The 24,818-nt window shown below is 70.5% G+C and carries 21 protein-coding genes and 4 pseudogenes; 8 read left to right on the top strand and 17 right to left on the bottom strand.

The annotated features are described in order from the left end of the window. Positions 1-76 precede the first annotated feature (76 nt). The 3 genes and pseudogenes from AQJ58_RS22515 (at position 77) to AQJ58_RS45685 (ending at position 3,213) form a co-directional block, all read left to right on the top strand. Positions 77-1,534, top strand: coding sequence for an APC family permease (locus AQJ58_RS22515; protein ID WP_067252799.1), 1,458 nt, complete (start codon positions 77-79; stop codon positions 1,532-1,534). A 320-nt stretch (positions 1,535-1,854) separates the two neighbouring features. Continuing rightward, a pseudogene (locus AQJ58_RS45960) lies at positions 1,855-2,222 on the top strand (aldehyde dehydrogenase family protein); the annotation flags it as partial. Between the two features lie 544 nt (positions 2,223-2,766). Continuing rightward, on the top strand, positions 2,767-3,213 hold the full coding sequence (locus AQJ58_RS45685; protein WP_067252797.1) for a hypothetical protein: 447 nt from the start codon (positions 2,767-2,769) through the stop codon (positions 3,211-3,213). Positions 3,214-3,370: 157 nt separating this feature from the next. Here the strand turns inward: AQJ58_RS45685 and AQJ58_RS22500 are convergent, their stop codons facing one another. The 10 genes and pseudogenes from AQJ58_RS22500 to AQJ58_RS22460 form a co-directional block, all read right to left on the bottom strand. After that, positions 3,371-4,225: a bifunctional methylenetetrahydrofolate dehydrogenase/methenyltetrahydrofolate cyclohydrolase gene (locus AQJ58_RS22500; protein WP_067252796.1), complete on the bottom strand. Its 855-nt coding sequence runs from the start codon at positions 4,223-4,225 to the stop codon at positions 3,371-3,373. Between the two features lie 20 nt (positions 4,226-4,245). Next, complete coding sequence (gene purU, locus AQJ58_RS22495; protein ID WP_067252794.1) at positions 4,246-5,091, bottom strand: formyltetrahydrofolate deformylase; 846 nt, start codon at positions 5,089-5,091, stop codon at positions 4,246-4,248. 19 nt (positions 5,092-5,110) lie between these two features. Next, positions 5,111-6,232 (bottom strand): aminomethyl transferase family protein, encoded by a 1,122-nt coding sequence (locus AQJ58_RS22490; RefSeq protein ID WP_067252792.1) that lies wholly within the window; start codon positions 6,230-6,232, stop codon positions 5,111-5,113. 360 nt (positions 6,233-6,592) lie between these two features. After that, a pseudogene (locus AQJ58_RS41220) lies at positions 6,593-7,104 on the bottom strand (transposase); the annotation flags it as partial. A gap of 338 nt (positions 7,105-7,442) precedes the next feature. After that, positions 7,443-8,303 (bottom strand): PaaX family transcriptional regulator, encoded by an 861-nt coding sequence (locus AQJ58_RS22480; RefSeq protein ID WP_067252788.1) that lies wholly within the window; start codon positions 8,301-8,303, stop codon positions 7,443-7,445. Between the two features lie 52 nt (positions 8,304-8,355). Continuing rightward, positions 8,356-9,726 (bottom strand): alpha/beta hydrolase family protein, encoded by a 1,371-nt coding sequence (locus AQJ58_RS22475; RefSeq protein WP_067252786.1) that lies wholly within the window; start codon positions 9,724-9,726, stop codon positions 8,356-8,358. Further along, positions 9,723-11,066, bottom strand: coding sequence for an MFS transporter (locus AQJ58_RS22470; protein WP_067252785.1), 1,344 nt, complete (start codon positions 11,064-11,066; stop codon positions 9,723-9,725). Before AQJ58_RS22470 ends, AQJ58_RS22475 begins: the two co-directional genes overlap by 4 nt. A gap of 179 nt (positions 11,067-11,245) precedes the next feature. After that, positions 11,246-11,368 carry a hypothetical protein gene (locus tag AQJ58_RS45420; RefSeq protein WP_267892082.1) on the bottom strand — a complete coding sequence of 41 codons (123 nt, stop codon included), beginning with the start codon at positions 11,366-11,368 and terminating at the stop codon, positions 11,246-11,248. Between the two features lie 129 nt (positions 11,369-11,497). After that, on the bottom strand, positions 11,498-11,740 hold the full coding sequence (locus tag AQJ58_RS41215; protein WP_079079115.1) for a DUF8189 domain-containing protein: 243 nt from the start codon (positions 11,738-11,740) through the stop codon (positions 11,498-11,500). Between the two features lie 198 nt (positions 11,741-11,938). Beyond that, positions 11,939-13,147: a serine hydrolase domain-containing protein gene (locus AQJ58_RS22460; RefSeq protein WP_067253382.1), complete on the bottom strand. Its 1,209-nt coding sequence runs from the start codon at positions 13,145-13,147 to the stop codon at positions 11,939-11,941. 753 nt (positions 13,148-13,900) lie between these two features. Here AQJ58_RS22460 and AQJ58_RS22455 point away from each other — a divergent pair. Both AQJ58_RS22455 and AQJ58_RS22450 read left to right on the top strand, forming a co-directional pair. After that, positions 13,901-15,922: a LodA/GoxA family CTQ-dependent oxidase gene (locus AQJ58_RS22455; protein WP_067252782.1), complete on the top strand. Its 2,022-nt coding sequence runs from the start codon at positions 13,901-13,903 to the stop codon at positions 15,920-15,922. Continuing rightward, positions 15,919-17,121, top strand: a complete 1,203-nt coding sequence (locus tag AQJ58_RS22450; RefSeq protein WP_067252780.1) for an NAD(P)/FAD-dependent oxidoreductase — start codon at positions 15,919-15,921, stop codon at positions 17,119-17,121. The genes AQJ58_RS22455 and AQJ58_RS22450 overlap by 4 nt, the downstream gene beginning before the upstream one ends. A gap of 295 nt (positions 17,122-17,416) precedes the next feature. Here AQJ58_RS22450 and AQJ58_RS22445 read toward each other — a convergent pair whose 3' ends face one another. The 4 genes and pseudogenes from AQJ58_RS22445 to AQJ58_RS22435 form a co-directional block, all read right to left on the bottom strand. Beyond that, positions 17,417-17,605 (bottom strand): hypothetical protein, encoded by a 189-nt coding sequence (locus tag AQJ58_RS22445; protein WP_234360233.1) that lies wholly within the window; start codon positions 17,603-17,605, stop codon positions 17,417-17,419. After that, a pseudogene (locus AQJ58_RS41210) lies at positions 17,602-17,940 on the bottom strand (NUDIX domain-containing protein); the annotation flags it as partial. The gene AQJ58_RS22445 and the pseudogene AQJ58_RS41210, both read right to left, overlap by 4 nt. 420 nt (positions 17,941-18,360) lie before the next feature. Further along, positions 18,361-19,029, bottom strand: a complete 669-nt coding sequence (locus AQJ58_RS22440) for a response regulator (RefSeq protein ID WP_067252779.1) — start codon at positions 19,027-19,029, stop codon at positions 18,361-18,363. Continuing rightward, on the bottom strand, positions 19,026-20,198 hold the full coding sequence (locus AQJ58_RS22435; RefSeq protein WP_067253380.1) for a sensor histidine kinase: 1,173 nt from the start codon (positions 20,196-20,198) through the stop codon (positions 19,026-19,028). Before AQJ58_RS22435 ends, AQJ58_RS22440 begins: the two co-directional genes overlap by 4 nt. 375 nt (positions 20,199-20,573) lie before the next feature. On the opposite strand from AQJ58_RS22435, the gene AQJ58_RS22430 reads away from it, so the two are divergent. Beyond that, positions 20,574-20,984, top strand: coding sequence for a hypothetical protein (locus AQJ58_RS22430; RefSeq protein WP_159056293.1), 411 nt, complete (start codon positions 20,574-20,576; stop codon positions 20,982-20,984). A 149-nt stretch (positions 20,985-21,133) separates the two neighbouring features. Here AQJ58_RS22430 and AQJ58_RS42705 read toward each other — a convergent pair whose 3' ends face one another. Then, the gene (locus AQJ58_RS42705; RefSeq protein WP_067252776.1) at positions 21,134-21,523 is read right to left on the bottom strand and encodes a hypothetical protein; all 390 of its coding nucleotides are present in this window, start codon (positions 21,521-21,523) and stop codon (positions 21,134-21,136) included. On the opposite strand from AQJ58_RS42705, the gene AQJ58_RS22420 reads away from it, so the two are divergent. Continuing rightward, positions 21,522-21,794 (top strand): hypothetical protein, encoded by a 273-nt coding sequence (locus tag AQJ58_RS22420; protein WP_107122117.1) that lies wholly within the window; start codon positions 21,522-21,524, stop codon positions 21,792-21,794. The genes AQJ58_RS42705 and AQJ58_RS22420 overlap by 2 nt on opposite strands. A gap of 236 nt (positions 21,795-22,030) precedes the next feature. Further along, positions 22,031-22,939 carry an NADP-dependent oxidoreductase gene (locus AQJ58_RS22415; RefSeq protein WP_067253378.1) on the top strand — a complete coding sequence of 303 codons (909 nt, stop codon included), beginning with the start codon at positions 22,031-22,033 and terminating at the stop codon, positions 22,937-22,939. Positions 22,940-22,990: 51 nt separating this feature from the next. Here the strand turns inward: AQJ58_RS22415 and AQJ58_RS41205 are convergent. Together AQJ58_RS41205 and AQJ58_RS42700 are read right to left on the bottom strand one after the other, a co-directional pair. Then, a pseudogene (locus AQJ58_RS41205) lies at positions 22,991-23,131 on the bottom strand (transposase); the annotation flags it as partial. A 356-nt stretch (positions 23,132-23,487) separates the two neighbouring features. Next, positions 23,488-24,627, bottom strand: coding sequence for a lytic polysaccharide monooxygenase auxiliary activity family 9 protein (locus tag AQJ58_RS42700; RefSeq protein ID WP_067252773.1), 1,140 nt, complete (start codon positions 24,625-24,627; stop codon positions 23,488-23,490). Between the last annotated feature and the right edge of the window lie 191 nt (positions 24,628-24,818).

Genomic DNA, 24,818 nt, shown 5'->3' with positions numbered 1-24,818 from the left:
TTCCGCCTCACTATGAGGCAACTCGTTTGGCTTAAAACCACTCTCGTTCCCCCTCTCCTCCAGGCAGGTGATCCGCGTGGACAGTCAAACGGTCCAGAGAAACCAGACCGTGCAGGACGAACCCACCGCTGGCCGACTCAAGCCCAACTCTCTCGGTGTCCTCGGCATCCTCTTCTTCGTCCTCTCCGCGCAGGCGCCCCTGACCGGCATCGCCGGGGCCGTGCCCATCGCCGTGGCCATCGGCAACGGCGCGGGTACGCCCGCCGCCTATGCCGGGGCCGGCATCGTCATCCTGCTGTTCTCCGTGGGCTTCGTCGCCATGGGACGCCATGTCGTGGACGCCGGCGCCTTCTACACGTACATCGGCAAGGGGCTCGGCCGCCCGACCGGGTCCGGCAGCGCCGGTGTCGCGCTCTTCGCCTACTGCGCGGTCCAGGCGGCCATGTACGGGCTCTACGGATCGATCGTCAGCGCCCTGGTGGAGCAGCACACCGGCCTGAACGCCCCGTGGTGGGTCTGGAGTCTGGTCACCATGGCGATCGTCCAGGTCCTCGGCGCGGCCGGCATCGAGATGGGCGCGAAGGTGCTGGCCGTGTTCGTCCTGGCGGAATTCAGCATCCTGCTCGTCTTCGCCCTGGTCACCCTGTTCAAGGGCGGTGGCCCCGAAGGACTGGGCTTCACCGACAGCTTCTCGCCCCACGCCGCGCTCCAGGGCGCTCCCGGCGTCGCGCTCATGTTCGCCGTGGCGTCTATGTTCGGCTTCGAGGCCACCGCCATCTACGGCGAGGAGGCGCGCGAGCCCCGCAGGACAGTGCCCCGGGCCACATACCTCTCCGTCGTCGTGATCACCGGCTTCTTCGCCTTCACCTCATGGATGCTGGTCTCCGCCCACGGCGCCTCCCGCGCCACCGCCGAGGCAGGCAAGGCGCTGGCGAACGGTGACGCCACGGCATGGGTCTTCGCACCGATCACCGCGCAGTTCGGCGCCTGGGTGGGCGACGTCCTGCCGATCCTCCTGGCGACCTCCCTCTTCGCCGGCGTCCTCGCCTTCCACAACTCCGCCAACCGCTACCTCTTCTCCCTCGGCCGCGACGGCCTGCTGCCCCAGGGGCTGACCGCGATCAACCGGCGTCACTCCCCGTGGGTGGCGGGCAGCGTCCAGACCGTCATCTCCCTGCTGCTCGTCATGCCCTTCGCGCTGCTGGGCAAGGACCCGGTGCTGACCCTCTTCTCGTGGTTCAGTGGGGTGTCCGTGCTGGCGATCATGCTCCTGTACCTGCTGACCTCCGTGTCGGTGGTGGTGTTCTTCCGGCGCGAGCGGCTGGACACCCGTCCCTGGAACACTCTGGTCGCCCCCATCCTGGGCGCGCTCGGCATCGCCGGTGCGATCTGGCTCATCCTGGCCAACTTCACGACCCTCATCGGCGGCGACCCGACCACGGCGAGCTGGCTCGAACTCGCCGTCCCGGCGGTCCTGGTCCTCGGCGTCGCCGCCGCCCGCATGACGCGTGACCGGGCGACCAACCAGGTCTGAGGACGCTGCTTCCCGCAGTGTGAGGTGCGGCTGCCTCCCGCTCCCCCCCGGGGACCGGGGCCGGCCACGTCCGGCTCTGGTCCCCACCCGCCCACGGAGGATCCACCTGAGCACGGGGATACGTGCGGCAGGAGGAAGAGGCAGACGTGGCCGTGGCCGCCGCCCGCCGGGCCTTCGACCGCGGCCCCTGGCCCCGCCTCGCACGGCCGACCGCGGCCGGATCCTGCTGCACATCGCCGAGCTGCTCGAAGAGCACCGCGAGGAACTGACACTGATGGTCAGCCCGGAGACGGGCAAGCCCGTCACGGACGCGTACGGGAATCGAGCTGCGCGCCGCCATCAGCACCTTCCGCCGGTACGGGCAGCTGGCCGACACGCTCACCGACGCCTCGCCCCACACCGCCCCCGACGCCCTGGCGCGGGTCACCCGGGAGCGGGCCGGTGTCGTGGGCGCGGTGGTGCCGTGGAACTTCCCCCTGACGCCGACCGTGCCGGTTGGGCGGTGGCTCCGGCACACGCGGCGGGCTGCACGGTCGGTCGTACGGAAGCCGTCGGAGAACTCGCCGCACTCCGCCCTGCTGCTCGGCCGGCTCGCCACCGGTTCGGCCTGCCGCCGGGTGTGCTCAACATGGTGGGCGCCAAGGGCTTCGTCGGCGGGCGCGCCCTCGGTCTCCACCCCGATGCCGACGTCCTCGCCTCCACCGGCTCGACCGCCGTGGGCCGTCACTTCCTGCGCCGCGCCGCTGACGCCACCTCAAGTGGGTCTGGCTCGATATCGGCGGCAAGTCTCCCAGCATCGTCTTCCCGGCTGCTGGCGAACTCCTCCATCGCCGAACGGGTCACCGATGCGATCGTGCGCGGGCCCGGGAACCGGTCGTCGGGGAGCCGCTCGACCCGGCGACCGAGAGGGGTGCGACTCTCGGTTAGGGCGCCCGCCTGCGCCTCGGCGGCGGCCGTTCGCCGGCCGAGACCGGCGGCAGTTTCCTGCACCCCACGCCGTCGAACCGGCGAGCATCCACCCCGCCTGCAAGGACGTGGCCGGGCGTCTGGCTCGCTTCGACGGCGTCCTGCTGGCCGACGGCGGAGACTTCGCCCCGCACCGCGACGGCGCGATCGGCCCTCACGAGTAGCGTCTACGACGTCGATGACCTCCAGGACGACTTCGACATCGAGGGCCGCCCGCCAGGCCATCGACTCGGGCCTGCCGCTGCTGGCGGTCCGCCGAGAACACCATGGTCGTCAACGTCGCCCTCGGCGGCCCCCTGGATCACGGCCAGAGCGGGTTGCGGGACGTCGGCGCCGACGTCGCCGACGTCATGCCACCGGACGCTGCGGCGGTATGCCTGCCGTCCACGGCCGCCGTGCCGCAGGACCACCGCGACTTGGACGGCGGAGGAGTCCGGGCGCTGGGGACGAGCCGCCACTGCCACTGGACACCACAGCACGTCGCGCGATGGGTGGATCAGGCGCGCCGGCCGCCTTGGCTGAGCCCTGGGCACCTGCGCCAGGCCGCCGCCGTCGCCAGCCTTGGGCTGCTTGCCTCCCGCCTGGTGCGCGCCGGCCGCACGGGTGACGCCCGCCCCGTGTCCGCCACGATCGACGGCCTGGTGACGCCCTGGCCGTGGGGTCACGAGGGAGAACCGCTGGAGCGCTACACCTTCTATGCCGGCCGCCTGTGATCGTGCGTACGGCTCGCCGGGCCCTGCGGGCCGGGGCGGACGGCGAGCACGCGCGCGTACTGCCTGCCCGGCCCCGGCGCCAGCGGTGCCTTCCCGCCGGCGCGCACACGGCTGCGGGGCCGAGTCCGGACAGGCTCGGCCCCGCAGCTTTCCCCGGTTAGGGCCGGCCGCGCTCGGCGGCTTCGACGATGTTGGTCAGCAGCATGGCCCGGGTCATCGGCCCCACCCCGCCCACCGGCGGGGCCAGGGAGCCGGCGACCTGCCCGACGTCCGGGTGGACGTCCCCGAGGATGCCCTCCACGGTCCGGGTGATGCCCACGGACAGGACCGTGGCGCCCGGTTTGATCCAGTCGGGCCCCACGAGGTGGGCCACGCCGGCCGCGGCCACGACCACGTCGGCGACCCGGGCGTGGGCCGCGGTGTCCTCGGTGGCCTCGTGGCACAGGGTGACCGTGGCGTGTTCGGTGCTTCGGGTCAGCATCAGGCCCAGCGGACGGCCCACCGTGATGCCGCAGCCGATGACGCAGAACTTTCGGCCGGTGATGGCCACCTGGTTGCGGCGGAGCAGGTCGATGATGCCGCGGGGTGTGCAGGGCAGCGGCCCGGGAATGCCGAGCACGAGGCGCCCGAGGTTCGCCGGGTGCAGCCCGTCGGCGTCCTTGGCGGGATCGATGAGCTCCAGTACGGCGTGGGTGTCGATGTGGGCCGGCAGCGGCAGCTGGACGATGAAGCCGGTGCAGGCCGGGTCCGTGTTGAGCCGGACCACGGCGGCCTCGACGTCGGCCTGGGAGGCGGTGGCGGACAGCTCCACCCGGATCGACGCGATGCCGACCTGGGCGCAGTCGCGGTGCTTGCCGCCGACGTAGGAGTGGCTGGCCGGGTCGTCGCCGACGAGGATGGTGCCCAGGCCCGGGGTGACGCCCCGTGCCGTCAACGCCTGGATGCGGGCGGCGAGTTCGGCCTTGATCTCGGCTGCCGCGGCCTTGCCGTCGAGCAGCGTCGCGGTGGTCATGATCGTATCGCCCTCTCGGGTCAGGAGAACACGACGGTGCGGGAGCCGGTCAGCACGACCCGGTCCTCGGCGTGCAGGCGCACCGCCCGCGCCAGGACGACCCGTTCGACGTCCCGGCCGATGGCGACCAGCTCCTGCGCGGTGTGCCGGTGTCCGACGCGCACGACGTCCTGCTCGATGATCGGGCCCTCGTCCAGGTCGGCGGTGACGAAGTGGGCGGTGGCGCCGATGAGTTTGACGCCCCGGTCATGGGCCTGGTGGTACGGCTTGGCACCCTTGAAGCCCGGCAGGAACGAGTGGTGGATGTTGATGACCCGCCCCGAAAGTCTGCGGCACAGGTCGTCGGAGAGGACCTGCATGTAGCGGGCGAGGACCACGAAGTCGACCTGGTGCCCGGCGACCAGCCGCACCAACTCGGCCTCCGCCTCCGGCTTGGTGTCGCGGGTGACAGGGAGGTGGACGAACGGGATGCCGTAGCGCTGCGCGACGGGCGCCAGGTCGGGGTGGTTGGAAACGATGAGCGGGATGTCGACGGGCAGTTCGCCCAGCTGCCAGCGGTAGAGGAGGTCGGCCAGGCAGTGGTCGAACTTCGACACCATCAGCAGGACCCGGCGCCGCTGCTGCTCCGGCCGCAGGGACAGCACGGGGTCGAAGCGCGCGAGGCGCAGGGAGAGCTCGTCCCGCAGGCTCTCGACGTCGGCCTGCGGGGTCTCCAGGAGCACCCGGATGGTGAAAGTGCCGGTTCCGGGATCGGAGAACTGGGCGCTCTCGAGAATGTTGCCCTTGGCCCCGGTGATGCCACCGGACAGGGCGTGCACGATGCCCGGCTGGTCGGGACAGGTGACGGTCAGGATGTAGCGCTGCATGGCTGCGGTACCTTCCGGCTCAGGCCCGTACGCGGGTGCGCTCGGGGTCGTACACGGGGGTGGGCTTCACCGTGGCGTCGGCCTTGGAACCGTCGGCGGCGACCGCGGTCAGCGCGGTCCCCGGCCTCACCGCGTCGCGGTGCACACGGGCGAGCCCCAGGGTGGCGCCGTCGAGTACGGGCGAGGGCACGGCCATCGTCACGTAGCCGACGTCCCGTCCGTCCAGCTCCAGCCGCGCCCCCTCGGCCGCCTCGGGCGCGGTGTCCAGGAGGACGCTGACCACGCGCCCCGGTGCGGTGCTCTTCTTGGCGAGCAGTGCGTCGCGGCCCTGGAAGGGGCCCTTGTCGAAGTCGATCGCCCAGCCCATCCGGCACTCGAACGGGGTGACGGTGTGGTCGTACTCCAGCTCACCCATGATCATCCCGGCCTCGGTGCGGCACGTCAGGAGGGCGAGCGCGCCGGCGGCCTTCACCCCGAGGTCGGCCCCCGCGTCGAGGACCGCGTCCCACAGGTCCAGCGCCCGCTCGCGCGGCACCTGGATCTCGTAGCCGAGTTCGGCGGTGAACCCGATCCGGCTGACCTGCGCACCGGTACCCGCGACCAGGACGTCCCGGACGAACGTGTAGTAGGGGAAGGCGGCGTTGGAGACGTCGATGTGCGTGAGCCGCTGGAGGACCTCGCGGCTGCGTGGCCCCTGCAAGGTCAGTACGGCGAACTCGTCCCGTCGCTCGGAAACCGTGGTGCCGTCGGGGGCGTGCGCGGTCAGTGATTCCTGGGTGGCCGGGTGGCCGCCGGTGACGACCACATGGCCGGGCGCGAGGACGGCCACGGTCACGTCGTCGATCATGAAGCCGTCCGGGTCGACGACCACGCCGTAGGCGATACGACCGGCGCCGAGCCCGCGGACGCTCCGCGAGAAGACGGCGTCGACGGTGGCGAGCGCGTCCTCGCCCTCGACGTGCCACTTGTAGAGCATCGAGTAGTCCAGTGCGCCGGCGGCGGTGCGGAATGCCTCGTACTCCTCGGCCGGGTCCGTGATGAACAGGGGCACGGCATGGCCGTAGACGTCCATCCACTGCGTGACGCCGTCGTCGTAGCGCGGGGAGAACGGGGTGCTGCGCAGGCCTTCGGGCAGGGCCATGGGAACTCCAGGGAGGCGGAGGAAGTGAGGCACCGCCGAGAATCTATCCATCCGGATAACTTGTCAATAGGATAGATTTCCTTGTGGGAGGGCGTAAGGGGAGAGGAAAGGGGGCGTATGACCGGGACGGCCCTCGACGAGACGGTGGTCGAGGAGGGGGCCCCGGCCAGGGCGATCGGCCCGGATACGGTCAGGGACGGGAAGCTCTGACGGTCGCGGCCGTCAGCTTGTCATGTATCCAGTTCATGCCGGGTGGCGGCGCGGCGGTTCTTCGAGCCGGGCGGCCTGACGGGGTCGTCCTCCCTTACGGGCGGGACGAGGAGTACGGGGATGAGGACACCGTCTCCATCAGCGAGGCGTTCAGGCTCGTGAAGCACATCGTGGGTACGGGATCCTGGCCGACGGACGCGTGCTGGGTGGTCGATCGCTGAGCACGGGCTGTCGCCGTGCCTCGATGAGGATGGCGGCGAGGCGGAGTGCGGCCTGGTAGGCGAGGGCGAGCTTGTCCGTTCGCATGGCCAGGCCGCGCCACTGCTCGAGCCGGTTGATGCATCGCTCGACCCCGTTGCGCTGCTTGTACGACTCGGCGTCGAAAGTCGGTGGGCGACCGCCGGCGCTGCCTCGCCGCAGACGGGGCGGCCGACCTGGTCGGACGGCTGGGGGACGACAGCGCGGATGCCGCGTCGGCGGAGGTGACTCCGGATCGCGCGGGACGAGTACGCGCGGTCCGCCAGGACGACGGCCGGGCAGGTCCTCGGGCTTCCGGGTCCGCTCCGCGGAACACGGATGGCGGCCATGACGGTCTCGAAGGCCGGGGCATCGCGTGCCTGGCCGGCGGTGACGCGAAGGGCCAGGGGTCGTGCATGGCCGTCGCGGCATCAGCGGCCCGATCCGGTCCCACATCGCATCACTGATCACTAGCCGGACGGACGGACATGTCCGATCAACTGTCCAGCTCACTGGAGAGTCTCGCGCCCCTTACGAGTTCCGCAACAGTCAACCCCAGACTTTGGGGAATCGGCATGCTGTTCATGGTCTCCAGCCTGGCCTTCGTCTCATGGAGGCCCTTCATCATCGGGCTCGGGATCACTGTGACCGGACACTCCGTCAAGCCCACCGGGTGACCCCAGTCCGTCACCTATGCGACGGCACCAGGGCGCGGGGAACCGCGCGACCAGCCACGACGCACCCGCACCCGCACCCGCACCCGCTAGATCACCCGTTTCGGCACCCCTCGTAGGGGGGTCGTCTCCAGTGCCGTACGTGCCGCCGCCAGCGCCGGATGGGTCAGTTCCGCGACCCGGCGGAAGGTTTCCTGGGCGGTGCGGGCCGGCCAGTCCGGGGGCAGGTGGCGGGCCGGGAGCCTCGGGTCGGTACGGATGGTGCGGAGCCAGTCGCTGACCAGAAGCAGACGGGTGCCGATCGGGTCCTCGTCGGTGCCGTTGCCCAGGTGGGCGCTCCAGCGCTTGTCGAAGGTGACATAGCGGGCGGCGATGGACTCCAGGTCCCAGGTGTCGCGGATCATCTGCTCGATGTCGGTCACCTCGGCTGCCTGCGCGTGGAAGATCTTCACATGCGCGGTGAGGCCGAGTTCGGCGACCACCGCGGAGACGTCCACCCGGCCCGGCGCGATCCACAGGCCGCTGTACAGGGCCCCGAACCCGGACCAGGTCAGCCGGGAACGCAGGTCGTGGCGCTGGCGTTTCCAGGAGTCGGGCAGGGAGAAGCCGAGCAGGGTCCAGGAACCGTCCCAGTCGTCGTTGACGGCGCCCTGGCGCCAGATGCGGGTGCGGCCGTCGAGCAGGACGCGGGTGGCCTGCGGGGTCAGCCCGAAGAACATCTTGCGCCCCTCGCGCTGCCGCTGGAGCAGGCCCCGGTTGACCATGCGGGTGAGGGTGGAGCGCACGGCCTGTTCACCCACGCCCACGCGGCCCAGGAGGTCGATGATGCTGCCCGAGGAGACGCCCAGGTCCCCCTCCTCCAGGACGTGGTTGCCGAAGAAGGTGAGCATGAGTGACTGCGGGCGCGGCAGCGGCCCCTCTGCGGTGCCCGGGATGTCGTCGTCGTCCACGGGGGCAAGGGTACGACCGCCCGCCGACCGTGCGGCAGGCGGTCGTACGAGGTCACCGGCGGTCGGCTGGGTGGGCAAGGTCGTAGGGGCGGAGGTAGGGGGTGGGGTGGTACCGGACGTAACGCGCGGGGGTGGTGGGGTCGGCCGCGGTGGCGCGGGCGTTGAGGGACGCCGGGTCGGTGTCCTGCCACCTGCCGGTGGTCAGGCGGTCCTCCAGGGCGTGGAGGGCGGCGAGTTGTTCGGCGGGGCTGAAGGTGCAGTGGCCGGCGTTGTCGACGTACGCCTGGCGCAGGAGGGGGGCGGAACCGGCCGCGGTGACCGCGCGGCGCAGGGCGCTTTCCGTCTGGACGGGGACCAGGGCGTCGCCGATGGTGTGGACGGAGAGCTGGGGCTTGGTCAGTTCGCCGGTGAAGCTGCTGGTGGCGCTCATCCAGGCGACGGCGGCCGGGTCCGCGGTGATGCGCGGGGCCCGGTTCAGGGCGGCGAGGTCGGCGGTCAGGGACAGGCCCGCCTTCCGGTACAGCTCGGTGACCTCCTTGCGGACGGAGGACCGGCCGAGCAGCCGGGCGTAGTCGACGCCGGTGTTCCAGGACGTGTTGCCGCCCGCGCGGGCCTCGGCCTCCTGGCGCCGGTTGAAGGCGGCGATCTTCAGCAGGCCCTTGACGGCTTCGTACTGGTTGGCCTGCTGGGCGTCCCAGTCGGTGGCGGCGGGGCGGGTCTGGCCGGGCGCGTTCCAGACCGGGATGTTGTGCACGGCGGCGGCGAGGGCGATACGGGCCCGGCCCGCGGCCGTCGACTGGGCGGAGTCGACCGTGGCGGTGAGGGTGTTCGCCGCGTCGGTGGCGGCCTCCTGGCCGGGGAGGTTCACCAGCGGAACGTCGGAGCCGAGGAGCGTCTTGAGCACGAACGCCGGGTCGAGGGTGTTGTTCCAGTTGGCGACGCCGCCCTGGACCAGACCGCACAGGGAGAGCGAGCCGTCGATCTCCTCCGGGTGGCGCTCGGCGATGGCGGTGGTGACGAGTCCGCCGTACGACCGTCCCCAGGCGAGGGTGCGGGAGGCCTGGCCGAAGCGGGTGGTGAAGGCCTTCAGGGTCGCCATTTGGTCGGGGACCGCATCGGTGACGGCCCAGCCGGTGGTGGCGTACGAAGAGCCGATGAGGGCGTAACCGCCTTGCAGAAGAAGGGACTTGGTGGCGTCGTCCGGGGCGTCCTGGGCGGGGTTGGCGGGGCCGGAGGCGTAGCCGTGGCTGAAGAGGAGGACGGTGCCGTTCCAGGCCGTGGGGACGTCCATCGTGTACGTGGCGCCGGAGGGGAGCCGGCCGTCCACGTGGGCGGTGCCCGCGTCGGCGGCGCCGGCCGCGGGCGCGCTGGTGAGGGTGAGCAGGAGGGCCGCCGTAGCGGCGACGCGGGTGGCGTGCTTCATGCGGTGATCTCCTCGGTGCGCGGGGTGGTGGGGAGTGCGGAGGCGGGGTCGTCGCCGAGGGACGTACGACTGGTCTCGCGGACGAACCACACCGTCAGCGCGGTGATCAGGGAGCCGCCGCACAGCAGGAGGGCGACGGGGGTGCCGTTGCCGCTGCTCGCGACCAGGCTGCCGGCGATCATCGGGGAGAAGCCGGCGCCCACCAGGGTCGCGCCCTGGTAGCCGAGGGAGGCCCCGGTGTAGCGGACCCGGGTGCCGAACATCTCGCTGAACAGGGCGCCCAGCGGACCGTACATGAGCGACTGGGAGATGCCGTGGCCGATGACGACGGCCAGGATCAGCGCTCCGGACGACTTGGAGTCGACCAGCGCGAGGACGGGGAAGGCGGTGGCGGCGGACAGGAGCGCGCCGGTGAGGACCACCGGGCGGCGGCCGATCCGGTCGGAGAGGGCGGACGCACAGGGCAGGACCACCAGGGCGACCGCGGCGGAGACGGTGAGCGCGGTGAGCACCTGCGGGCGGGGATGGCCGATGCCGGTGGCGTACGCGATGAGGTAACTGGTCAGCAGGGACTGGGCGGTGAAGGCGCCGATGCCCACGCAGCACGCCAGCAGGACGGGCTGGGGGCGCTTGAGTACGTCGAGGATCGGCAGCCGGGACTCCGCGCGGTCCTTCTTCACCTCGGCGAACAGGGGGCTCTCGACCACGTTGAGGCGGACGAACAGGCCGACGCCGAGCAGCAGGACGCTCAGCAGGAACGGCACCCGCCAGCCCCACGCCGCGAACTGGTCCTTGGGGAGGGTGGAGACCATCGCGACGACGGCGGCGGAGATCAGGGAGCCGAGCGGGGCTCCCATCTGGGTGAAGCTGGACCACAGCCCGCGGCGCTTCTCGCCGGCATGTTCGACGACCATCAGGGTCGCGCCGCCCCACTCGCCGCCGATGGCGATGCCCTGGAGCACCCGCAGGGTGATCAGCAGGACCGGCGCCCAGACGCCGATGGTGTCGTACGTGGGCAGCAGGCCGATGAGGAAGCTGGCGCCGCCCATCAGGCCCATGGTGAGCAGCAGCATTTTCTTGCGGCCGAGCCGGTCGCCGAAGTGTCCGAAGACGATGCCGCCGATCGGGCGGGCCACGTATCCGGCGGCGAAGGTGCCGAACGCGGCGATCGTGCCGACGGCGGGGTCGGCACCGGGGAAGAACAGTTCGCCGAAGACGAGCGCGGCGACGGTGCCGTAGACGAGGAAGTCGTAGAACTCCACGGCGGTGCCGAGCAGGCCGGACAGGGCGACCCGGCGGAGCTGGCGGGTGCGTTCTAACGCGGTGGGGGACGGGGACATCGCGGTCTCCCTTGAGCGGGGGAAGGGACACCGCGAAATTAGGCTGTCTGATGACTGCCGTCAATAAAATGCACAACATCAGAGAGAGTCTGACGTGTATCACTCGCAGGGGCTGGTGCCGTTCGAGGGCAACGTCCACGCGGCCCACCGAGCCTGCCCGGGGCCAGGGTGCTGGTCATTCACCGCTTGGGCGAGGACTTCGCGAACATCGCCACCCGCCGCCCGGGCGGCGATCGCTCGTCACCGGCGGGCGGTCCCGGGGCCGGGCAGAGCGTCCGCGACGCCAGCCATGTGATCGCCATGGAACGCAAGGTGCTGGAGTCCTTCTCCGACAGGGCGCCCTGCAAGTCCAAGGTCCGCGAACGGGTGTCCCCCGCGATGAGTCGCCGCGGGGGACACCTCAGGGTGCTCGCTCCTGTCGGGCCGTCCGCTCAGGGAGCGTTCCCGGCGACGGCCAGGCGGTCGATCCAGCCGCCGAGGGATTCCCAGCCGGACCAGCCGTTGCTGGGGGCGGTCTGCCACTTGTGCCATACGGCGCCGTCGGATCCGCGGGCGAAGATCTCCAGCCGTCCAGTTTGTTGCAGGTTCTCCCAAGGCCGGCGGATCAGAGTGCTGCCGTAGCTGACTCGTCGTATGCGCGCGACCTTGACGCCTATGGCTATGGCTGCTGCCACCGGAGCCCTCGTTGCCACCGGAGCTCAGGCAGTCCCGACCACCGCCTTGTCCGATTGCCGACGTCACCGAGCTGATCGCGGCTTTCGCCAGGTCGAGTTCGCCAACGAGCCGCTCCGTCGGAGAAACACTTGGCGAGGACAGACACGGCGTGACAGCGGTGCCGCTCGGGGCGGCCGGCCCGGTTGTGCCTGTCCGCTCTACCGCGTAGCCGCCGCCGGCTTCGTGACCGCATCCGCTATCCGCAGCGCCATCTGCACCTGGCTGGCGTCGCGGTGCGTCGGTGTCCATGAGTACACCGCGCTGCGCCGGAGGTCCCGCGTCGCCATCATGGCCGAGTTGTAGCCGTACCGCTCTCCTGTCTTGCCCCACAGGGTCACGCCGTTGACCGTCACCGTCTGGAGGCCCGCGCTGTAGCGGGCCGGTGAGCCGTCCACCATCCGTACTTCCGGTGCCGGCAACTCGAACATCTTGTCCAGCGTCGTCCTCGGCAGAACCTTGCCCGGCGTGAACAGGGCTGTGATGAAGCGGTCCAGATCGCGTGTCGTCGAGATGATTTCGCCCTCGCCCCATGCCTCGGACTGGTTGTATTCCGTCACGTCCTGCAGGGTGCCGTCCGACATCGCCAGGTAGCCGTGGACGTGCGGGCCGTGGATCTTCGGGTCGTCGCCGGGGAAGGATGTGTGACACAGGCCGAGTGGGCGCAGTATGCGGTCGCCGATCACTTTGCCGTACGGCTTGCCCGTCACCTTTTCGAGCAGCAGAGCCGCCAGGACGTAGTTCATGCCCCGATACTCCTGCTTCGTGCCCGGCGTGAACTTCATCGGGGCGTCCTCGGGGAGAGTGGCCACCAGCTGCATCGGCGTCCACCGGTCGTAGCGGTGCTCGAGGACCTGCTCCGGGGTGTCGGTGCGCTGGGAGTCCGGGATGTACTCGTCCGGCAACCCGCTGGTGTGGTTGAGGAGTTGGGACACCCTGATCGGGGCGTAGCCGTCGGGAAGCAGGCCGGGCAGGTAGTCCTGAACCGGCTTGTCCAGGTCCAGCCGACCCTCCGCCGAAAGCTGCAGCACGGCCGTCGCCACGAAGACCTTCGTGATGCTGCCCGCCCGGAAGGTGTCGTCCTGGCGGACCGGTGCGCCCGTCCTTCTGTCCGCCACGCCGGCCGTGCCGTACCACTGTCCCGCCTTGCCGCTGACCAGCAGCTGAGCTGCCGTCGCCTGCGGGTGGTCCAGGTCGGAGATCGCGGCGCGCAGCGCCGCCGCGTCGAGCGGCGGGAGCGTGGTGGACGCGGGCGAAGCCGCGGGCGACGGTGTGGAAGCCATCGCGGCAGGGGCCGCGGCGGCCGTGAGGAGGGTGGCGGTCAGAGCTGCGCCCACGAGGGCCCGGCGGGACAGAAAGGTCGAAGTCATGACGATCATGATTTCGTCACGCCGTCGCCGTGCCATCAGGGAACATCCCCACCCTTCCCCTAAGCGTCCCTGACCACTGATCAGGGTTGGCACCCTGTGACCTCGCCGGTCGCATGCCGCGAGGCGAACGGGTGCTGCTGCCGGCAGGACCTCGACGACGATGAGCGCTTGCGCGTCCACCAGGAACCGGAGGGCCTGCGGTCTGGATCCGACGGAAGCCCTCGACGGCCGACCAGGACCGACCGGACAGCTCACCGGATCCGCACCGTCCGGCAACCTGCGGACAGTGGAGCCCTGGACGGAGGTTCTGGAGCAGGCTCGGGCGGAGGTGGATGCCGCGCGGGAACAACCCTGCTCACCGGCCCCGAAGCGGCCGCCACAGCGGCGAACACCTCCTGTTGCAGGGCGCTGAGCACCTCCTCGCCCATGCCCCCGAGGGAGAACTACCGGGAGAGGGAGCCGCCGGGGTGTTCCTGCCTGTAGCTGTTGATCATGTCTGCATGTCGTGCGCGCCGTATTCTCCCCGGGGCGGTGAGCTGATCGAGACCGCGTCGGATGAGGTCCGCCGGTGATCTCCTCAGGTGCGGCCGCGCACCTCCGACCGGGGCGAACGCGCTTGCGTACGGCAGCAGTTGGCGGAAGGCCGGTGAAGATCGGACGTCGATCCGCTCCTGCGCGGTGTGACCTCCGGGCGGAATTGCACGTCTTACGTTCGAGACCGCATCCCGGCGGCCCCCAACGGAAGGTTCTTCGATGGACAGTCAGATCGTGCAGGTGAAGATTCACCCCGCCATCGGTGTCGCCCGGGTCGGCAACAGTGTCGAAGCACCTTTCATCGGCCCGGAGTCACCGGACCAGAAACCAGCCGGCCCCGGCTCCTACAAGGACGGTTCCGGGGCGCTCCGCAGGCAGGCCGCACGGTTCCGTGTGTACGGCTACAACGCCGCGGGGGAGGTGGTGAGGGAGCTGAAGCCGGGCGCCGAGGGTGTCTCCGAGATCCAGTGGACGGTGCATCTGGCCAACAAGAAGGCCGCCTGGTACCAGTTCCATCTGGCGCTGGACATACCCGAGGGCACGACGCTCGCGGCAGAGCAATACGCTCTGCGCAACGCCGACGTCGTGGGCGCCGACAGGAAGAAGCTGGTCAACGACCCCGGAAGCCGCACCGTCCGCGGCTCGAAGACCGAGACGCAGAAGTTCGACACCGGCAAGATCATGGGCAAGGCGGTGTACCTCGGCGAGATCTCCACCCGTTCCGACGGCCGCCTGGTGGTGCTCGGAGGCCGGGGAAACTCCGCCTCCTACACGAACCAGCCGATCACCGGGGTCGCCAACAACAACACCTGGTACGACGACGTGTCCGACGGCCCGGTGACGGCCAAGGTCCGTATCGACGGCAGGGATCTGACCGCCGCCCCGGCCTGGGTCGTGGTGGGGCCTCCGCACTACGCCCCCGGCGTCAAGTCCATACGTACCCTTCACGACCTGCTCTTCGACGTCTTCGTCCAGGCCGGTTCGCTGACCCGCCCGCAGCAGATCTCGTTCACCGATCACATCGAGCCGATCCTCCGCCGGTTCTGCGATCTGCAGTGGGTCAACCAGGGATTCGCGGCACAGTTCGGCTGGAACGGCCCCCACTTCTTCCTCTCGCCCGCCCTGCGGAAGAGGCTCGCCGATCCGTCCGACCGGAACCGGGAACTGCGCCGCCAGACGTACGCCGCCCTGCGCGACTACGACCGGGACGGAAAGTCCCCGCTGCCGTGGCCGTGGATCTACGGCGACGCCATGGCCAGCAAGCCCAAGTCCGTGCGTCAGCACCTGGTGCTGTCGCCGACCCAGGACTGGATGCTTCAGCGCTGGGCGGACGGGGCTTTCCGGGCCGGACCCCTGCGGCAGCCGCGCCCCACGGTCGACGACGCCCCTGTCGGCGAGCAGCCGGGGCTGCTGGACCGGGGGGCCCTGGAGAACTGCGCCGCCGACGCGTTCCACCCGGGGTGCGAGGTCACCTGGCCGATCAGGCACGCGAGCATGTTCAGTGAACCCTTCCGCATCCGGCACCGCGCCACCGGCACCGTCGAACCCGACTACGGGCCCACCCTCACCCCGCAGGAGGCGGTCGCCGCCAATGGCCCCCTGCACGCACAGGGGCCCGGAGACCTCACTCGCTGGATGGCCGCCCCCTGGCAGGCGGACACCGCGAGCTGCCGCTCCGGCTATGAGGTGCTGGCCAACCTGGGGCCCCGGTACAGCCCTTACCTCCCGACCTTCTGGCCTGCCCAGGTACCCAACCATGTCCTCAAGCTGGAGGACTTCGAGAAGGTCAACACGCCGCCCACCGGGAGCGACGACAGCGCCCGGGAAGAGGCGTTCGAGCGGCGGGCGACCTGGCTGCGCGGCCTCAGCGGCACCATGAACCAGCAGCGCACACAGATGATCAAGGACTGGTCCAAGCTCGGCATCGTCGAGGCGCGCGACTACACAGTGGGCGACGGGAAGTTCCCGGAACGGATCCTGGTGGAGTCGCGCCCGGGACAACCGCTCGATCAGGCACCGGACACGGCGAACCTCGTCAACCTGCACGTGCCCGAGGCGGGCCCGCACGTGTTGTCCGCGGCGGCGGGCATCCGGCCCGAGGAAAGGCTCGCCCCCGAAACCGCCGAGGCCGAGTCCGCGGCACGGGTGATCGGCGAGGCGGCCCGGGCGACCGGCTACCGCGAGGAGGAGATCACCGCCGGATACCTCGAGATACTCGACCCCTTCCGCGACGCGCGGTGAGCGCCGCACTCGCTCCCGGCACGGACACCTACGACGTCGTGGTGGCGGGCGGCGGCCCGGCCGGCTGCGCCGCCGCGCTCGTGCTCGCCCGTGCCGGCCGTACGGTTCTGCTGGCGGACGCCGGCACCGGGCCGCCCAAGGTCGGCGAGACGCTCGTGCCCGCCGGGCGGGTTCTGCTCGGCGACCTCGGCGTCGCCGACCGTGTTGTCGACTCCGGACATCTGCCCTGCTACGGGAGCCTCTCGGCCTGGGGTTCGGCCGACCTGCACGCCGTGGACTTCATCAACGACCCGTACGGCCATGGCTGGCACCTCGACCGGCGGCTGTTCGACCGACGTCTGCGCGACGCCTCGCGCGCGGCGGGGGCCGAGGTCGTTGAGGGCTCGGCCGTACGCGACACCGCGCGGACGCCCGACGGCGGCTGGACCCTGGTCCTGCGCGGCGGCACCGGCCCTGCCGGTACCCGGTCCGGTGGCGAGCGTACGGTGCGCTGCCGCTGGGTGATCGACGCCACCGGCCGCGCCGCCGCGATCGCCGTCCGGTGCGGGGCCCGGCGGCGGGTCGGGGACCGGCTCACAGCTCTGTACGTGCCCCTGGAGGCGGACCCGCTGGACACCGACCGCCGTTCCCTCGTCGAGTCCGACGAGGACGGCTGGTGGTACACCGCCCCGCAGCCCTCCGGCGGGCGACTGGTCGCCTACTTCACCGACGCCGACCTGCCCGCCGCTTCCCACACCGCACGCCACTTCCGCCGACGGATGACGGCCACCCGTCACGTGTCCCGGTGGGTCCACCGGGACGGACCCCTGCCCACGTCACCTGCCGCGCCCCGCCGGGCCGCCGCGCACACGGCGCACCTGGACACGGTGTACGGAGACGGCTGGACCGCCGCCGGGGACGCGGCGGTCGCGTTCGACCCGCTCTCTTCCCAGGGCGTGCTGACCGCTCTCTACACCGGGCTGGGCGCGGGCCTGGCCGTCGACACCCGCCTGGGTCGTGCCCCCTACGGCGCGGAATCGGCCCTCGCCGCATACGCGGACAAGGTCGCGGCCGCACGGAGCGCGTATCTGCGCGGCCACCGTGTCATCCACGCCCGGGAGGCCCGCTGGACCGACCGCTCCTTCTGGGCGCGGCGCCTGGCCGACCTCCCCGACGCGTCCCGCCGACCGCAGGAAGGGCCCAGTGTCAGGGAAGGTTGAGCATCCTCACCGATTCCTCATGCGGTTTGGCAAGCGGCGAGAGCGGTGAAGCGTGCGGGCCAAGTCCGGTCCCGTCGGGGGTTACCTGCGCTCAGGTGTTCGGTCAGACTCGGCTCATGGGAGATGGCGCCCGGTGGTCGCCGGACGATGACTGGGATGGGCAGATGCAATGCGCACGGGCCCATGATGCGTGGGTGCGTGGCACGACCTCGTGGGTGCCTCCTGTTGAGGAGGAGCTGAAGGTGGCCGTCCGGGCGACCGCATTGAGCCTGCGGTATCCATCCACCAGTCACAACTACCTCCGGTTCTCGGTGGGCGCGCCGATGTGAAGGACGGCGTCGCCGCGCATCCACAGGGCCCGCCGATGGTCGGTGGCGGCGCAGGCCAGCGTGGTGACGGCCTCCAGGCGGTCGCGGCGGACCGGCTCGCCGTGGGTGACGCGCACCTGCCGTTCGGCGGCGCGCTCCTGGAATCGGCCGCTCACGATCGCGCCCAACAGGGTGGCGACGATGGTGAGGACGGCGGTGACTCGCGTGGGGTTGGTTCAGGAGGCCGTGGCTGCGCTGAGGATGTCGGCGTGGTCGAACGCCAGCTGGTCCGGCAGGTCGGCCAGGGGCACCAGCGGGCGGTGCGGGCGTCGTCTCCGGCGGTGATCCGGGTGGTTGCGGGGACGACGGTCGCGTACGCAAGGGTGACGAACCGGCCGCGCGGGTCGCGCCCGGGGGAGTCCCGGACGCCGATCTGACGCAGGTCGTCGGCGGCCACCTGGACGCCGGTCTCCTCCGCCAGTTCGCGGGCGGCCGCGGCGCGGCTGGTCTCGCCAGCGTCGACGTGACCGCCGGGCGAAGCAGGCGGGTTCGTCGATTTCGGCCGGTGAGTCGCAGGAACCGACGCGTGAGTGGTTCACCGCCAGCAATGAACCGCTCAGCCTTGCGGGCCAGAACACCGAGCGTGGAGGACTCGCTCGAGTGGATGGGCGTCGAGCGTATCCACGTGCTGTTCCCGCACGATTCGTAACGGTCCGTGGCAAGACCTCCCGAACACCGGAGGCCACACCCATTCCCAGGGAGAGCCATGCCCGAGACTTTCCCCATCCCCGAACCTGACCTGACCGCCGGGGCCCGGCCCGATCTCCGGATGCTCGCGGGCCGCCCCACTTCGACGCCACGTGTACGCCGCGCCAACGCTCGCGTCACCAACCGAACCTGAGCGTCTGCGGTCGCGTGCCGCGCTGCCCGCCTACCCTCCCGGGGTCACCAGGCCTGTCTCGTAGGCGATCACTACCGCCTGGGCCCGGCTGTTCAGGCCGAGCTTGGTCATGACGCGGTTGAGGTGGGTCTTGACCGTCGCCTCGCTGATGGAGAGCCGGTCGGCGATCTCGGGGTTGGACAGGCCGCGCGCAATGAGTTTGAGGACGTCGACCTCGCGGGGGGTCAACATGGCGAGGCCCGGCAGAGGGTGGGCGTCGGGCGTGGATCGGTCCCGTTGGGCATACGCCTCGACGAGCCGACGAGTCACGCTCGGGGCGAAGAGTGCGTCGCCGCCCCCGACCGCGGCCACGGCTGCCAGCAGCCGCTCGGGTCCTGAGTCCTTGAGCAGAAAGCCGGAAGCCCCGGCGCGTAATGCTCCGTAGACGTATTCGTCGAGGTCGAAGGTGGTCAGGACCAGCACCCGGGGGGCGGGGTCGACCGCGTCCGTGAGGATGCGCCTGGTGGCCTGGATGCCGTTCATGCCGGGCATGCGGATGTCCATCAGGATCACGTCGGGCCGCATCCTGGCGGCCAGCCGCACCGCGGCCTCGCCGTCCCCCGCCTCGCCGGCGACCTCGAAACCGGGCGCGGCGTTGAGAAGGCCGACGAGGCCGGCGCGGATGAGGAACTGGTCGTCGACGACGAGGACTCTGGTCATCTCCTACGCTCGTCTCCCCTCCGTGCGCCAGTTGTCGACGTCGGCAGGGTCAGACGGACCGCGAAACCCCCCTCGGCGCGTGGGCCGACGCTGATCGTCCCGCCGTAGAGCTTGGCCCGCTCCCGCATGCCAATCAAGCCGTGTCCGCCGCCTCCCAGGAGTCCGGCCGGAATCAGCCCGTCTGCGTTGCCCGTTCCGTTGTCCGTGACAGTGACGGTCAATTCATGCTGCCGGTAGTTCAGTCGCACCTGTGCGTCGGCGTGGTGCGTGTGTTTGAGGACGTTGGTCAAGGCCTCCTGGACGACGCGGTACGCGCACAATTCGACGCCCGGGGCGAGCGGACGCACGGTGCCCTTGATTCTCAGCTCGACCGGGACGCCACCGGCCCGGATACGCTCGAGCAGGTCGTCGAGTCGGGCGAGGGTGGGCATGGGGGAGGCTGACTCGGCGCCGCCCAGATCGTGTTCCCGCAGGACATGCAGGATGCGCCGCAGCTCCTCCAAGGCCTCGCCGCTGGTGTCCTCGATGGTGCCGAGGGCGCCCCGGGCAGTGGCGATATCGGAGTCCAGGACGAACCGGGCCAGGCCGGCCTGCACAGAGATCACCGACATGTGGTGGGCGACGACGTCGTGCAGCTCCCGCGCTATGCGCCCACGTTCGGCGGCGACCTCACGACGGGTCCGTTCGGCCTGCTCGACGCGCAGCTGCCGGGCGAGTTCGCGAGAGCGGTGGGCCAGCGTGCCGGACCACACCAGCACCAAGCTGAACACCAGGGCCTGGCTCACCACTAGCGTCATGGACAAGCTGTCGCTGATCACACCCACAAACGCCCACTTGGCGATCATCACGGCCGCACAGCCGACGGCAATCCGTGCCGAATACACCGACGCCACCGTGTACAGGGCAAGCATCGAGCCCAACGCCGACGCCACCGGCCAGTACCCCAGGCTGATGTAGGCGACGCCGGCCAACTGCACGGCCGCGAACACCACCATCGGTACCTTGCTCCGAAAGGCGACCGGCAGATGCGCCAGGGCGAGCAGCACATAGGCAGGGGCGTCGAGTTCCGGCCAGCCCCGCGCCACCGACACCTGACCCAGCCGGACGGCCACCCACGTCATGGCGAGCGCGATCAGCGTGTCGAGGACGAGCGGGCGGGGCGTACGCATGCGCATCGCCGCAGCCTAACGCCGGTGAACGCGCGGCGGCGTCAACCTTTCGCGGTACCCAGGAAGTTGTAGGAACCACTACAGCCGAAGTCGCACGAACCGCGCGGCTACCGCGCTCGGTGGGTCAGAGTTCCACCCGGCGTGAGACGCGACAACTGCACCGCCGCCCCTACTGTCATGGCGCAGCGGCACCGCCCGACCAGCGGCGCCGCACAACTCGCGGGCTGAACCGTCTCTGCGGCGATGCGCCGGAGGAGGCCCGCCCATGACAGGCCGTCTTAGGTCAGGAACGGTGCAACTCACGTGTGCGGAGTGCCGAAGAACCGACACCACGCCCGTGCAACTTCCAGCCTCCTCAGGCGTCCTGATGCGTACATGCTCATAACCGCTGAAAGAAACAGGAGTAAGAAGTTGAAACCTGGACTCGCTGTCGTAAACGGGACGCGTCGAGCTCTGGCGCTGGCTGCCGTTGTGGCTGGTTTCTCTGCCCTGGCCATCGCACCGGCATCCGCGGAAACTCTCATCAAGGTCACACAGGGTGACGACTACGCCTATCTGTACCAGAACAGCTGGTACGACATCGTCTATGTATGCGACGTCGAAGCGGACGGCCACGGCGTCTACGTCAAGGTCTGGAAGGAGAGTGGGTATGACGAGTTCGGGGACGCCAACGGGTCGGCATCCCCGTGCAGCTCCAGGAGCTACAGCATCGGGGACGTCACATCCATTCAAGTCTGTGAGAGCGTGACCGGGCCTGACTGGTGCTCCGACAGGAGATACCGGTAAGACCGGCAGAGGTTATGGATGGCCCCCTGCGTCGGCCAGCGAGCGCGGTCGTGTCAGGGGGCTGCCCAAAGGGCACTGGCCCTCAGCCGGTGAAGGGGTGGCGGTGTACCGGACGCGTTGAGCGTCCATGAAGAAGCCGTGGCCGACGGTCACCCCAGGCCGTCGCTGCCGTCCAGCCCGAGGTCGGTGTCGCGGGTCTCGCTCAGCCGCCGCAGGAACGGCTCCAGGCGGTAGAGGTTCTCCGCGAGGACCTTGTTGAGTCCCTCCCCGCGCAGCGACTGGTGGGAGTGGACCCGGGCCTTGTGCTGCGCGCGGTCGGTGTTGTCGGGCGGTCCGGTTGTCCGGGCGCGGGACCTGTCGGGCCAGGCGCACGTCCTCCGGCGTCGCCAGGACCACTCGGGGGCATGCCGTGGCGCTTGGCGGCGGCGACCAGCGGGGCCCTGGCGGTACTGGACACGTTCGTCGCGTCGATCAGCACGGGAGCAAGGCCGCCCTTGATCTTGGGGCCGGACGCTCGTGGCGGACAGCTGGATCGGCATGACCTGTGCCAGCGGGATGAGCTTCCGGCAGGCATGGAAGTTCCAGGGGTGGCTGCAGGGTTACAACGGCGGACCGCTGCGCCAGCCGCGCCAAGAGCTGCTCCCGCTGGGGACGTTGGGGACAGGACGACGTACGGGGCAGATCGGCGACCGGCGTGAGATCGGGCCCGAGCTGACCGGCAATCCGCTGGTCCGCAAGGTCAGCTTCACCGGGTGGACGCCGAGTTCGGTCCGCCGGAGTTCCCGCACGGCATCGGCGCATCCGGGGTGAGCCGCTTGTATGCTGCGGGCCGCAGTGCTCAAGGGCCGGCGTCCTGTCGCCGAACTCGTCGACAAGCACAAGAACCGCACTCAGGGTGTCCGTGAGTAGGTAATCCTGGCGCTCCGGCTGGTGTGGCTGACGATCCTGGCCGGACTGGCCCGGTTCCCGCGCTCGGCCCGGAATGGCGCCGCTTACTAGGATTGCCCCGTCCTGATCACAGGGTCGATACGGCCAACCTCGGGCGACTGCTCGGCGGTCCCGAGGTGCTCACCATCGTGGACGCGCCCGAGCCCCAGCCCCTTCCGACCGAGGTTCTCGTCCGCGTCAAGGCGATCGGGCTGAACCCGCTGGAGGCGCGCCTGCGCGCCGGCGAGTTCCCGCTGATCGGCCAGCCGCCGGTCATTCTGGGCTGGGACATCAGCGGCGTGGTCGAGGAGGCACGGGGGACGTGGCGGTTCAGGCCCGGCGACGAGGTTTTCGGGATGCCGCTGTTCCCGCGGGCGGCGAGCGCGTACGCCGAGGTCGTGTCGGCGCCGGCGTTGCACCTGGCACGCAAGCCGGCGTCGCTCTCGCACGTCGAGGCGTCGGCGCTGCCGGTCGTCGGGCTGACGGCATGGCAGGGCCTCGTCGACCTCGCCGGCGTGAGGGAGGGCGACCGCGTCCTGGTCCACGGCGGTGGTGGCGGGGTCGGTCACGTCGCGATCCAGATCGCGAAAGCGCTCGGTGCGCAGGTGATCGCGACCGCCGGCGGGAGCAAGCGGAAGTTCGTCGAGGGGTTCGGCGCCGACGAGGTGATCGACTACACGGCGGTCGACTTCACCGAGGCGGTCCGCGACATCGACGTCGTGCTCGACACGATCGGCGGCGACACGGTCGAGCGGTCGCTCGAAGTGCTCCGGCCGGGCGGTCACCTGGTGACGGCGGTCGCCGAGGAGGATTCGGAACTCATCGCCAGGTACGAGGCGGCCGGCATGCGCTTCAGCGGCATCGCGGTCGAACCCGATCCGGTCGCCCTGCGAGGTCTCGTCGAACTCGTCGAACAGGGCAAGCTCCGGGTCCACGTGCAGGAGACGTTCCCGGTCGAGCGCGTCGCCGACGCGCACCGGCTGCTCGACGGCGGTCACCTCCAGGGCAAGCTCGTCCTCACCGTCTGATCCCGTCGTGGGGCTTCGCGCACGCGAGGCCCCACTGAGGTGTCCTCTGAGTCCTTCCACCTCTGCGTCAGCTTGGACAGCCCGGAGAACCTTCTCCCACGTGCCATCCGCCGACCACCGGCGATGCCTGTCGTGCACTGTTTTCCACTTCCCGAAGCGCGTCGGCAGGTCCTGCCGTGGGACACCGGTCCGCACGTGACCCAGAGGCGCCTTGAGGTCCTAGGGGTCGAAGCCAGAGGCACCGACCTGGTGGAGGTGCTGGGTGAGCACGGCAGCGACCGCCTCCCACTGCGAGCCCGGTTCGTGAACGCCTCCGCGGCCTGCACGCTGCGGTAGTTCGTGCTGAACAGTGCCCTGAGATCCCGGCCTGCCACATCCACCAAGGGGTGGCGTGTCACTGCGTGCGGCCCGCCCCGGCGTGGCGCCGGGGCGGAGTCGGGGAGCAAGGAGTGTGAGCGTGAACGGGTCCGGGTTTCGGCACCGCCGGTGCACGCTCGTCGCGGCAGCCCGCGGTGCCGAAGCCGGGCGGTGAGCGGCTCCCCGTCAGATCATTCGAAGACGACGTCCGAGACGGACACGAAGAATTCACCGGTCATCTGCTGCTCCTGGTCGACGTGGTCGCAGCACCGCTCCGGGTTGCCGGTGGTGCAGACGCCGCCGTGCCCGCCCCAGATGTTGACGATCGCGTGCCGGCCCCTCTTGCGTCCGGCCAGCGCCGCCGTGGTCCATGCCTCTTCGGGGTTGCGGCCGTGGACGACCACCATGAAAGGGGTCGGCTCCAGGTCGGCCCAGGACAGCGGGGCTGAGGCGTTCCAGCCGTCCTTGGTGACGAAGAACTGGTACGTCCACGTCGGTCCTGTGTGGTTGGCGGTGTGCTCGTAGGAGAAGGTGAGGTCCTTGGCGGCGGTGTCGAGGACGGTGGTGGGCCAGTCGCCCACGAGGTCGAGGCCGGCGAAGCGGGGGTTGCCCGCGGAGGCCACCTTGCCGTCGTCGCCGCCGGTGCTGAACTTCCGGTACTCCAGGTAGTGGCCGTGCCGGTTCCACGGGTAGTCCGCGCACATCCGTTCCTTCCCGGGGACGACCTCCGCCCACCACGCGTCCGGAGCACAGGCCGCACGGACCTGGTCGCAGAAGGCGCTCGTGCAGGCGTGGCCCCCGCCGCCCTCCGCGGATTTCAGGGTGAGCAGGGAGCGGCCCGGCGGGTCGGCCATGTTGCCGTGCCTGGGCTGCGCGAGGTCCCCGCTGCGGTCGTCGGCCACCGCGACGGGGATCGGCTGGTACGGGGCGTCGGAGCGGCCGGGAACGGTGCACTCCTCGGAGAACGGGCTCCAGCTGCCGTCGCCACGCCGGGCCCGGATTTTGACCTGGTAGGTGTCGCCAGGATCGGTTCCCAGAGTGACCCAGTGGTTGGCCGCGAGCTTCCAGCCGCCCCACCAGGTCGGCCAGTCGAGATGGAGGGTCTGGGTGGGCCGGCCGTTGAGCCACACCTCGTACTCGTGCGGGTACGGGGCCCGGCCGTCGTCCCAGTCCGGCGGGGTGGTGTCACCGCCGGAGTTGCCTCCGGTGGTCCATCGCAGGGAGATGCCGTGGAGGATCTCGGAACCGTCGGTCCGGTAGGTCGTAGCGGCCGTGAGGTCCTTCGGGTCGTAGTAGTCGCCGTTGACGGGAGTACTGGAGTTGGGGGTCACCCGCAATCACCTCGGTCTTTCAGGGCAGCGGAGAGCTGGCAGAGGACGGAAGGGTGCTCTTCAGTCCCTCACCTCCAGCTCCCTGAAGCCACCCGGATTAGCCCCAACGGGTGACGTTTCAGACGGGACGAAGAGTGGTCCGTCGCACCCGCCATGGATCTGCTCGGGCACGGCTCCGTCCCCGGGGTTGC

The organism is Streptomyces sp. DSM 15324 (assembly GCF_001514285.1).
In the GTDB taxonomy this organism is placed as follows: domain Bacteria; phylum Actinomycetota; class Actinomycetes; order Streptomycetales; family Streptomycetaceae; genus Streptomyces.
The sequence above is the reverse complement of the archived record's forward strand: the minus strand, read 5'-3'. Positions and strand labels throughout refer to the sequence as shown.

Bases quoted from the DNA above. Each gene is read 5' to 3' on its own strand.
- AQJ58_RS22500 (WP_067252796.1), bottom strand. From the start codon at position 4,225: ATGACCACCGCGACGCTGCTCGACGGCAAGGCCGCGGCAGCCGAGATC.
- AQJ58_RS22475 (WP_067252786.1), bottom strand. From the start codon at position 9,726: ATGAAGCACGCCACCCGCGTCGCCGCTACGGCGGCCCTCCTGCTCACC.
- AQJ58_RS22420 (WP_107122117.1), top strand. From the start codon at position 21,522: ATGACCTGTGCCAGCGGGATGAGCTTCCGGCAGGCATGGAAGTTCCAG.
- AQJ58_RS22430 (WP_159056293.1), top strand. From the start codon at position 20,574: ATGCTCATAACCGCTGAAAGAAACAGGAGTAAGAAGTTGAAACCTGGA.
- AQJ58_RS22460 (WP_067253382.1), bottom strand. From the start codon at position 13,147: ATGACTTCGACCTTTCTGTCCCGCCGGGCCCTCGTGGGCGCAGCTCTG.
- AQJ58_RS22470 (WP_067252785.1), bottom strand. From the start codon at position 11,066: ATGTCCCCGTCCCCCACCGCGTTAGAACGCACCCGCCAGCTCCGCCGG.
- AQJ58_RS45685 (WP_067252797.1), top strand. From the start codon at position 2,767: ATGGTCGTCAACGTCGCCCTCGGCGGCCCCCTGGATCACGGCCAGAGC.
- purU (WP_067252794.1), bottom strand. From the start codon at position 5,091: ATGCAGCGCTACATCCTGACCGTCACCTGTCCCGACCAGCCGGGCATC.
- AQJ58_RS45420 (WP_267892082.1), bottom strand. From the start codon at position 11,368: ATGGCGATCACATGGCTGGCGTCGCGGACGCTCTGCCCGGCCCCGGGA.
- AQJ58_RS22490 (WP_067252792.1), bottom strand. From the start codon at position 6,232: ATGGCCCTGCCCGAAGGCCTGCGCAGCACCCCGTTCTCCCCGCGCTAC.
- AQJ58_RS22440 (WP_067252779.1), bottom strand. From the start codon at position 19,029: ATGACCAGAGTCCTCGTCGTCGACGACCAGTTCCTCATCCGCGCCGGC.
- AQJ58_RS22435 (WP_067253380.1), bottom strand. From the start codon at position 20,198: ATGCGTACGCCCCGCCCGCTCGTCCTCGACACGCTGATCGCGCTCGCC.
- AQJ58_RS42705 (WP_067252776.1), bottom strand. From the start codon at position 21,523: ATGCCGATCCAGCTGTCCGCCACGAGCGTCCGGCCCCAAGATCAAGGG.
- AQJ58_RS22455 (WP_067252782.1), top strand. From the start codon at position 13,901: ATGGACAGTCAGATCGTGCAGGTGAAGATTCACCCCGCCATCGGTGTC.